This window comes from Streptomyces mexicanus, from assembly GCF_902506575.1.
GTDB classification, from domain to species: Bacteria; Actinomycetota; Actinomycetes; order Streptomycetales; family Streptomycetaceae; genus Streptomyces; species Streptomyces mexicanus.
Genome location: NZ_LR732544.1, coordinates 1,098,162 through 1,108,276, shown reverse-complemented (window position 1 = coordinate 1,108,276; position 10,115 = coordinate 1,098,162). Strand labels below are relative to the sequence as shown.

Sequence of the window (10,115 nt, the reverse complement as noted above, 5' to 3'; positions counted from 1 at the left end):
CCCCCACCGAGAGAAAGGCCGACCGTGACGGAACGGACACCGGTCACCTCCGCCCCGGCGAACGCCCTCGACGACGACGCCACGCTGCACGCGATGGGCTATCCCAGAAAACTCACCCGGCGTTTCAAGGCGTTCGACAATTTCGCCATATCCTTCACCATCATCAACATCATCTCGGGGATTTTCTCGTCCTTCGGCTTCGGCATGAACGCGGGCGGACCCCGTATTCTCGTGTTCGGCTGGATCGGCGTCTCCATCATGGTGTTGTTCATCGGCGCGGCGATGGCGGAAGTGGCCTCCGCCTATCCGACGAGCGGAGCGCTGTATTTCTCGGCCGGGAAACTCGCCCGGCGCCATCAGGGCGCCTGGTCCTGGTTCACCGGCTGGCTGAACTTCGTCGGCCAGGTCGGCGGCACGGCGGCCACCGGCTACGCCGCGGCCACCTTCATCCAGGCCTTCATCGCCCTCCAGTGGCCCTCGTACCACCCCACCGTCCACCAGACGGTGCTGATCACCGGGCTGCTCATCGTGCTCCAGGGACTGGCCAACACCTACACCGTCCAGCTGGTCGCCGTCCTGAACCGGATCTCGGTGTGGTGGCTGCTGATCGGTCTCGTCGTGATCGTGACCGCGCTCGTGGCCGTCCCCGACCACCACCGCCCGGCGTCCTTCGTCACGCATTTCGCGAACAACACCGGTTTCACCAACGGCTTTTACGGCGGCATGCTCGGCCTGCTGGTCACCAGCTGGACCTTCACCGGCTTCGACGGCAGCTTCCACATGTCCGAGGAAACCGTCCGGGCCACCGTCAACGCGCCCAAAGGGATCACCCGCGCCATCGCCTGTTCCGCCGTCACCGGTCTGATCCTCATGCTCGCCCTGGTCTTCAGCATTCGCGACTACGACCGTGTGGCGAGCGCCGACGCCCCACCCGTCCAGATCCTCCTCGACGCCCTCGGCCTCGGCACCGCCAAGGCGCTCCTGCTCATCGTCATCGGCGCCATGCTCTTCTGCGGCCTGGCCAACCTGACCAGCAACGCCCGGCAGATCTTCGCCTTCTCCCGGGACGGCGCCATGCCCGGCTCCCGCTGGTGGCACTCCGTCTCCCCGCGCACCCGCACCCCCGTCAAGGCGGTCTGGCTCGCGGTGGCCTGCTCCCTGGCCCTGGTGCTGCCCGGCTGGTGGTCCCACACGGCCTTCACCGCGATCGTCAGCGTCAACGTCGTCGGCCTGTTCGTCGCCTACGCCGTCCCGATCCTGCTCCGCCTGCGCCTGGGCGACGACTTCCAGCCGGGTCCCTGGAACCTGGGCCGCTGGGGCCGCCCGGTCGGCGTCGTCGCCGTCACCTGGATCGCCCTGAGCAGCATCCTGTTCATGCTGCCCCAGGCCTCCCCGATCACCGCCGACTCCTTCAACTACGCCCCCATCGCCCTGGCCGCCGTCCTGCTCGTGGCCACCGCCTGGTGGTTCGCCACGGCCCGCCACCGCTTCCAGGGCCCGATCAGCTACGGCCGCCCGGACGAGGTGGCGGCGATGGACCTCATCTGAGGGAGGGGCGAAGGACGGCTGCGCGAACGCCCTGGCGCTCCCCGGCGCTCCCGTGCTCGTCACGGCGGACGAGCCCGCGGACGCCCCGGCGTCCCCGCGCCCGCGCCCGCGCAGCCCGCACCCGCGAGACCGTGGGGCGGGCTGCCCGGGGCCCGGCGACGGCCCACGCCCCGGAGCACGCGGCCCCGCCGTCCTCCGCCGTACGGTCGTCCGGTCGGCCGGACCGCAGGGCAGCGCAGAGACCGCAGCTCATGCCACTGCTCGTGCCACTGGAGCAGACCAATATTGGTAGGCGTGGCGTCCGTCGAAGTACTGGCAGGAGCCGTCGCCCGCCGCCATAGTGGGGCGCATCGCGATCGCGCAGTGCGCGCCGCCGTGCAGGACCGCCCTCCGCCCCGACTCGGACACCTGGGGGTCTTCCACCCATGAGCAGAGCCGACCAGCCCTCCCGCAGATCCGTCCTGGCCGCCGCGGTCGTGGCCGCCGTGGCAGGCGGCACGGTTCCGGCGGCCGCCGCCACCGCCCCGTCCGCGGCCACCGCGCCGTCCGGCGCCGGCGCAGCGTCCGGCACCGACGGACCCTCCGTGGAAGGCACCGCCGCCGCCCCGGCCCGCCCGATCGACTACCACGCCTGGACGACGTACACGGACTGGCGCAGCGGCACCGCGCACGGCACCCGCGCCTTCGCCGGCGCCCGCCCCGGGATCGAGATCGCCACCCCGGCCGGCACCACCGAGTACACCGACCCGCACCCCGGCACCACCGCGAGTTGGGAGTACGCCACCTGGACCAGCCCGGTGCACCGCCTGGCCGTGCCCGCCACCGAGGCCGTCGTCTCCTGGAACGCGCACACCCCGGCCGGCACCTGGCTCCAGGTCGAACTGCAGGGCACCTACTCGGACGGCACGGCCACCCCTTGGTACGTGATGGGCCGCTGGGCCGCCGGCGACCAGGACATCAAGCGGACCTCCGTCGACGACCAGAGCGACGGCAAGAGCACGATCTGGACGGACACCTTCTCCCTCGACGACCCGTCCTCCGGCCTGCGCCTGGTCTCCTACCGGCTGCGTCTGACGCTCCACCGCAGGCCCGGCACCCGGCTCACCCCGGTCGTCCGGCGGATCGGCGCGATGGGGTCCGACATCCCCGACCGCTTCACCATCCCCGCCTCCGAGCCCGGCGGCACCGCGAGGGAGCTGGCGGTTCCCCGCTACTCGCAGGAGATCCACGCGGGCCAGTACCCCGAGTACGACAACGGCGGCGAGGCCTGGTGCAGCCCCACCTCCTCGCAGATGATCATCGAGTACTGGGGCGGCCGGCTCACCCCCGAGCAACTGTCCTGGGTCGACCCCTCCTACGCCGACCCGCAGGTCTGCCACGCGGCCCGCTCCACGTACGACTACCAGTACGCGGGCTGCGGCAACTGGCCGTTCAACGCGGCCTACGCGGCGACGTTCGACGGCCTGCAGGGCGTGGTGACCCGGCTCGCCTCCCTCACCGACGTCGAGACGCTGATCGCGGCCGGCATCCCGGTGATAACGTCCCAGTCCTTCCTCAAGACCGAGCTGACCGGCGCCGGATACGGCACCTCGGGCCACTTGATGACCGTCATCGGTTTCACCGCGGACGGCGACGTGATCGCCAACGACCCGGCCTCGCCCAGCGACGAGGCGGTCCGCCGGGTCTACCGGCGCCGCGAGTTCGAGAACATCTGGCTGCGCACCAAGCGCTACGACGCCAACGGCAAGGTCAGAAGCGGTTCGGGCGGTGTCTGCTACCTCTACTTCCCGGCCCGCCCGACCCCGTCTCAGCGCCGCGCGCTCATGAGCGTCGGGATTCGCTGATCATGTGGCTGCCGAACGTGCGCTGCACGACCTCGCGGCAACGGTCCGCGCCGTCCTGAGTGACCGGAGAGGTTCGCCGGGTCGCTCGGCCCTCGGCCGCGCCGCTGGTGAGGGACGGATCGGAAAGCCGTTCCGGATCAGTCCGCGAGCGCGGCGTTGATGAGGGCTTTGATGTACGGGAGGTCGTTGCCGGCCCCGGTCGGGTTCAGGGAGTACACGAAGCGGTGTCTGAGGTCGCGGGTGGCGAAGAAGCCGTTGTCCCAGCCGGGGCGGGAACCGGTTTTGCCCCACGCGTCCTCGCCGTCCGGAAGCTGGTAGCGCATGAGTCCACCGGTGCTGTAGCAGGCGGTCGTGCCGGTGCAGTTCTTGTTGTCGGCGCCGTTGGTCGCGGTCGGCACTTCGAACACCAGTTTCTGCTCGGCGGGTGGGAGCAACCGGCCCCGGAACAGCGCCGTCATGAAGCGGTCCAGGTCGGCCGCGGTGGATATCATGCCTCCCTCGGCCCACGGGTACGGGCTCTGCTCGGTCACGTCCTGCCCGTCGACGTACACCTCCGCGTGGGGCGAGGGGATCGTGGGGTCGTCGGCGGCAGGCAGGCCGGTGTGACGCAGGCGCAGCGGCCGGATGATCCTGCGCTCCAGCTCGGCGGTGAAGGAGTGGCCGGTGACCTCTTCCACGATCAGACCGAGGACGAAGGAATTGAGCCCGTTGTACTGCTGCTCTAAACCGGGGCGGGGGTGTGTGCCGCCGGCGGCGGCGAACGATGCACGCAGGAAGTCCTCGGGCGTCACGGATGCGAACTGCCATCCAGGTCCGTCAGCCGGGCCCGGCGTCGGGGCGGGCTTGGGCAGGCCACTCGTGTGGTCGAGGAGATGGTGCACGGTGACATCGCCGTACGCTTCGGGCAGCACCTGGGGGACGTACCGCCGTGCCGGTGCGTCGAGGTCGATGCGATGCTCGGCCACGAGTTGGAGCACCACCGTGTTGGTGAAGGCTTTGGTGACGCTGCCGATCCGGACGTATGCGTCAGCGGTGACCGGGCCGGCAGTGGCGCCCACATCGTCCTTCCTGGTCAACGCGCCCGCGACGATGTCGTCGGGCAGGTGGTCGAGGATGTCCTGGACAGTGCGGTTCGCGGACGTCGGGCCGGCGGGAGCGGCAGGGGCGGCGACTGCCGGCAGAGCCGCACCGACCGTGAGAACAGAGCTCAGGAGATAGGCGGTGAGGGCGACGCGTAGGTGCATCGAGATGCCTCCGGCGGTTTTGGCGGGACTCGGGTGACCACGTCGACTCTCTCGAACGAGACAGACCTTGCCTATCCGTGATCACCCGGACAACACCCCTGAACCGCCCCTAGTGAGCTCGGGGGTTCGTCCTTGGCCGGGGGTGAGTCGTCCGGGCCCGAAGATTCCGCCGTTGTCACTGACTGATGCCCAACGGGCCGCACTCGGGGCCGGGTCCGTCGTCGTACGACGGCCCAGGCTCTGGTCCGGCGGTCGCGGACCGTGCCGGTGTGCGCCGAGGGACACTCGTCATGGAAGTGTCCCGCCGGCTGCGGCTCACCGCGGACACGGTCCGCACGTGGGCGGCGCCGCTTCCTCGAACGAGGTCCGGACGGCCGGCCATGACGACCCGCGCCCGTCGGCGACCCGCCGGTCTTCCACCCGAGGCCGGCCATGGCGGCTCGGGCCATGAGCGAGGGCCCGGGCACGGTCGGCCCCGTCGGCGCGGAACGGGTAAGGGGCACCCGGAGAAGTCCTCCGGGTGCCCCTCGTGTGTCAGCGGGCGCTGCGGCTCACTTGCCGAAGTACGCGTCGTAGACCGTGATCTCGGACGTGTTGCCCTTCTTGTCGGTGATCTTGGCGCGGAGGGAGACGGACTTGCCCTTCGCCGGGTTCTTGACGGTGATCTTCCCGCCGCGGACGTCGACCTTCTTGAAGGTCTTGCCGTCGTAGGAGACGTACACCGCCAGCGACTTCAGGTTGCCGCCCGCCGCCGAGCCCGCGACGGTGACCGGGAAGGTGACCTTCTTGCCGGCCGCGACCTTGCCGTCGAGGCCGGTGTCGATGCCGTAGTGCGGCACGGAGGCGGGAAGTCGGGCTTCCGTGCCGGTCGGCTTCGCGGAGCGGAAGGTCCAGGTCGCGTCGATCCGGGAGGAGACCGTGGCGACCTTCGCGGAGCGCTTGACCGAGGTGGTCAGCCGGTACGCGGCGTCACCGGCCGGGACCTTGAAGGTCTCCCCGCCGAACAGCGGGTCTTCGGTGGAGCCGACCTTGGTGCCGTTGCGGTACAGGGCCGTGTTCACCGAGCTGAACAGCGAGGACCCGGCGTGTCCCGCGGAGTCGGCGAACAGCGGCAGCACACCGTAGATCTCGTTGCCGGTGCGGAAGAGGCCCAGCTCCTTGCCGACGTGCGGGCCGAAGACCGCGGTGTTGACCGTCCTGGTGTAGGTGCGGCCGGCCTTGAAGGAGGACTCGCCGAGCGTGTACCAGGCCTCGGAGGACGGGAAGCCGTCCTGGTCGGTGCCGCCGTACTGGGTGAAGTCCAGCTCCCAGCGCACTCCGCCGCCGGTGGACACGTGCAGGGTGCGCGTGCCGGGCAGCTTCTGCGGGATGTCGATGCCGGAGCCGCCGAAGCCACCGGGCAGCGAGCCGATCGCGCTGACCGATCCGGACTTGCCGCTCGCGGGAGCACCGAGCCGGGTCCTGACCGTGGCCAGCTCGCTGGTCCTGTAGTGCTTGGTGTAGCCGGTGGCGAGCTGCTTGACCGGGCCGCCGGAGGTCACGTCGTACTGCTCGCTCGCCCCCTTGGTCCAGTGGCCGTCCCACTGCTGGAACAGCCGGCCGGAGGACAGTTGCGGGCCCAGGTGGGCGGTGCGGAAGTTCTTGTACGAGTCCAGGAACCAGCCGTAGCCGTACTCGCCGTCGGCGGCCGCGACGGAGAAGCCCGGCGAGGCGAACTGCGAGGTGGCGCCCGAGGCCGGGACGGTGATGTCCACCGGCTTGGCCTTGCGTGCGTCGATCGTGACCGTCTGCTTCTTGGTGACGGTCAGCTTCGGCTGGGCGATCCAGTCGATGCCCTTCTCACCGTACTCGTCCACGAAGACGGCGGTGTTGAGGATGTACGTGCCCTTGGGCGCGCGCACCTTCACCGTGCCGGACTTGTCGTACGGGCTCACATCCGTGCCGTCGGCCAGGCCCGCGATGCCGTTGAGGTCGGCGTTGTAGTACGGGGCGGGCTTGCCGTCGCGGCCGATGAACTTCAGCGTGAGGTCGTAGGACTCCACCTCGCGCTCGACCGCGGCGGCCGTGCGGACGGTCTGGCCGGCGCCCGTCGCGGTCACGTACGCGGAGTAGGCGCCGTCGAGGGTGCCGCCCAGCCTGGTGTCGGCGGTGAGGTCCACGGAGGCGGTGCCGTGCGCCGGGACCGTCACCTCGCTCGCGCCGAGCGTGAAGAAGCCCGCCGGGGCGGCCTTGCCCCGGGGGTCGAGGGCGGTGCTGCTCAGGGTGAGCGTGACGTCCTTGTCACCGAGGTTGCGGTAGGTCACCTTCTTGGTGACCGGCTTGTCGTCGGTGTGCGGCCACTGCTGGAGCCCGAAGCTCACCGAGACCGGATCGGCGATCACGGACTGCCCGATCGCCTTGTCCACCGCGATACGGCCCGAACCCTGCTCGAACGGCGTGTAGTCGCCGTCCTTGGCGGAGCCGGTGAGCGCGCCCTTCAGCTCGGCGTAGCCCCAGTCGGGGTGCTCCTGCTTGAGGAGGGCGGCGGCGCCCGCGACGTGCGGGGTGGCCATCGAGGTGCCGGAGATGGTGAGGTAGCCGTCGGGCTTCTCGCCGACCTCCTGGTCGATGACGCTGCCCTTGGCCGCGGCGGCGGTGATGTCCACGCCGGGCGCGGTGACGTCGGGCTTGATGGCGTAGTCGCCGACGCGCGGGCCGGAGGAGGAGAAGTCGGCGAGCTTGTCCTTCTTGTCGACGGCGCCGACGGTGAGCGCGGCGTCGGCGCTGCCCGGCGAACCGAGAGACCCGGGGCCGTCGTTGCCCGCGGCGATCGCGAACAGGATGCCCTTGGTGGCGGAGAGTTTGTTGACCTCGGCCTCGAGCGGGTCGATGCCGGGGCTGTCGTAGCCGCCGAGGCTGAGGTTGACCACGGAGGCGCCCTGGGCGGCCGCCCACTCCATGCCGGCGAGGATGCCGGAGTCGTCGCCGGAACCGCTGTCGTCCAGGACCTTGCCGTTGAGGATCTCGGCGTCCGGGGCGACACCCTTGTACCGGCCGCCCGACTTGGCGCCGGTGCCCGCCACGATGGAGGCGACGTGGGTGCCGTGCCCGAAGTGGTCGGTGGCGTCGGCCGCGGAGCTGAAGTTCTTGGACCTGATCACCTGGTCCTTGAGGTCCGGGTGGCGGGTGTCCACACCGGTGTCCAGGACGGCGACCTTCACGCCCTTGCCGGTGTAGCCGGCCTTCCACGCGACCGGGGCGCCGATCTGCGGCACCGACCGGTCGAGCGCGGCCTTGCGGACCCCGTCGAGCCAGACGTGTGCGATGCCGGAGGCGGTCGTGTCGCCGTCGGTGACGGCGTGCCACAGCTCGGCGGTGTCCGTGACCGGCGTCTGCACGGCGTCGGCGTTGAGCGCCGCGAGACTGCGCCGCAGCTGACCGGCGCCCCGGACGTCGGCCTTGGCTGCCGTGGCGGAGCCGGTGTAGCCGACGATGACCTTCAGGCCGTTCCTCTGGGCCCGACGGGTGGCGGCCGTGTTCAGTTCGGTGACGTCGAACAGCCGCTGGTCCAGCTTGCCGGACGCGAGCAGGTGCGCCGCGTCGGCCGGCACGACCAGCGTGTGGCCCGCGGTCCGGCGGATCTGGACGGGTATGTGCTCGCGGCCCTTGGCCCGCTGCAGGCCGACGATCCGGCCCTTGGCGTCGAGGGCGACACGGTCACCGGTGATGAGAGTGACGTGGGTCTTCGCGGTGAGTCCCGACCCGGCGGCCGGGACGCTGTCCGCGGGCTTCGCCGACGCCGGGGTGGTCATGCCCGCGGCGAGGGCGACGGCTGCGGCCGTGGCCACACCGGCAGCAGCAACTCTTTTCACTTGTCTGCGCAAGTTCTCCCCCTGGAGTGGAGTAACGGGTGAATTCCCCGTTCACCCGAGCGGGAGAGGTTTCGTACGCATGTACGGCAACCTCTCCGGATCACGCAGTATGCCGGGAGCGATCTGACGGCTCAACAGATGAAAGGACGGTAAGAGACGATGAAGGAAAACTGTTACGCCGCAGTCGGATCACCGTTGCAGAACCGCGAAGTGCCCTGTCGGCGCGCCGCGTTGCCCGGACGCTGGTGTCGGTCTCCGGGGGGCACCCCACCTCAGCAGGGCTGCGAGGACGGTGCCTGGCAGGCAGGCGTGACATCTGATGTCCTGTCAGGTGGCTTTGCCGCAGCGCTGCTTCGGCTTGTTGAAGCACCGTTCCACTGCGTTGCGTGCTTGCAGGTGTCACGTTCGAAGACCCGGGGGCCGCCCACCGCGGCGGCCGCGGTGTCGTCCGGGCGCACATGTTCCGCGCGACCGTTGCGGGGAGCAGGTTCTTGCTCGTCCATGACTGGGCAGCGCGTCACCCTGTCCGAGAGAGCGGTCGGCCGAGCGCGGCAGCGCGTCCTCGTTCCGGTCGAGTGCCTGGACGGCGGTGGCGGGGTCGTCGACGGCGGGCGACAGGGCCCGGTTCGCGATGCCGGCGAGGAGCCGGAAACCGTACGCGGTGTTCTGCTGCGGCGTGCGGCTGGGCCCGTCACGGACGCGGGCAGCCGCCTGCTGGTCCACTCGCCGACCCGGGGGCCGGGGGCGTCGGCCGGCGCAGTACCGTCGACGCCGGGCGGGGCCGCCGGAGGACCGCCGGAGGCCGCCGGGGACAGCATGGACGCACCCCGCAGAGGGGCGCGACCGTGTCGTCCGCGGCCGCACGCGACGACGACCAGGGAAGCAGGGGAGACATGGCGGACGACACCGGAGGCATGGCGGACGGCACCGAAGCGAGCGGGTTCGCGGGCATCCCGACCACCACGCTCGCCGATGTCCTGGGGCGCGAGCGGGTCATGGACATCGGGATCCGCCCGCTGTGGCAGCCGGTGCCCCGGATCGCCGGACCCGCGTTCACCGTGCGGTGCCCTCCCGGCGACAACCTCATGCTGCACGCGGCGATCCACCGGGCCGCACCGGGCTCGGTCCTCGTCGTCGAATCGGGAGACCTCGACTACGCGCTGGCGGGCGGGAACGTCTGCGCCGTCGCGCAGCGCCGCGGTGTCGCGGCCCTGGTCGCGGACGGGCTGATCCGCGACCTCGCCGAGGTCCGGGAGGCGGGCTTCCCCGTCTTCGCCCGGGGAGTGATCCCGATTCCGGGCGGCAAGAAGGCCGTCGAGCCGCTCAACGTCGAGGTGCGCTGCGGCGGGGTGGCGGTGAACGCCGGTGACGTCGTCGTGGCCGACGAGGAGGGCGTCGTGGTCGTCCCCTCGGCCTGCCGGGACGACGTGCTGACCGCGGCCCGGGCCAAGCTGGCCAAGGAGGCCGGTGAGACTCTGGACGCCTGGGAGAGTGCGCACCGCACCCGCATCGACCGGATCCTGCGCGACGCGGGCTTCGAGGGCTGAGACGCCGCGGGCGCGCCCCGCACGGACGCATGCTGAGCGGCGAGGCTCCGGTCGTGCGGAGCCCCACCGCTCAGGGAAGCG

At 71.0% G+C, this 10,115-nt stretch carries 6 protein-coding genes; 3 read left to right on the top strand and 3 right to left on the bottom strand.

Features of this window, described 5'->3' with window-relative positions:
* Positions 1-93 precede the first annotated feature (93 nt).
* Both GV126_RS05040 and GV126_RS05035 read left to right on the top strand, forming a co-directional pair.
* Complete coding sequence (locus tag GV126_RS05040; RefSeq protein ID WP_185948237.1) at positions 94-1,548, top strand: amino acid permease; 1,455 nt, start codon at positions 94-96, stop codon at positions 1,546-1,548.
* 425 nt (positions 1,549-1,973) lie between these two features.
* Positions 1,974-3,392 carry a C39 family peptidase gene (locus GV126_RS05035; RefSeq protein ID WP_159663059.1) on the top strand — a complete coding sequence of 473 codons (1,419 nt, stop codon included), beginning with the start codon at positions 1,974-1,976 and terminating at the stop codon, positions 3,390-3,392.
* 137 nt (positions 3,393-3,529) lie between these two features.
* Here the strand turns inward: GV126_RS05035 and GV126_RS05030 are convergent, their stop codons facing one another.
* From GV126_RS05030 to GV126_RS05020, 3 genes are all read right to left on the bottom strand, one after another.
* Positions 3,530-4,636: a serine hydrolase domain-containing protein gene (locus GV126_RS05030; protein WP_159663057.1), complete on the bottom strand. Its 1,107-nt coding sequence runs from the start codon at positions 4,634-4,636 to the stop codon at positions 3,530-3,532.
* Between the two features lie 551 nt (positions 4,637-5,187).
* Entirely contained in the window at positions 5,188-8,487 is a 3,300-nt protein-coding gene (locus GV126_RS05025; RefSeq protein ID WP_185948238.1) for a S8 family peptidase, read from the bottom strand.
* Between the two features lie 399 nt (positions 8,488-8,886).
* Positions 8,887-9,210 carry a DUF2254 family protein gene (locus tag GV126_RS05020; RefSeq protein WP_236569885.1) on the bottom strand — a complete coding sequence of 108 codons (324 nt, stop codon included), beginning with the start codon at positions 9,208-9,210 and terminating at the stop codon, positions 8,887-8,889.
* A gap of 170 nt (positions 9,211-9,380) precedes the next feature.
* Here GV126_RS05020 and GV126_RS05015 point away from each other — a divergent pair, with 170 nt between their 5' ends.
* On the top strand, positions 9,381-10,034 hold the full coding sequence (locus GV126_RS05015) for an RraA family protein (protein WP_236569884.1): 654 nt from the start codon (positions 9,381-9,383) through the stop codon (positions 10,032-10,034).
* Positions 10,035-10,115: the final 81 nt, after the last annotated feature.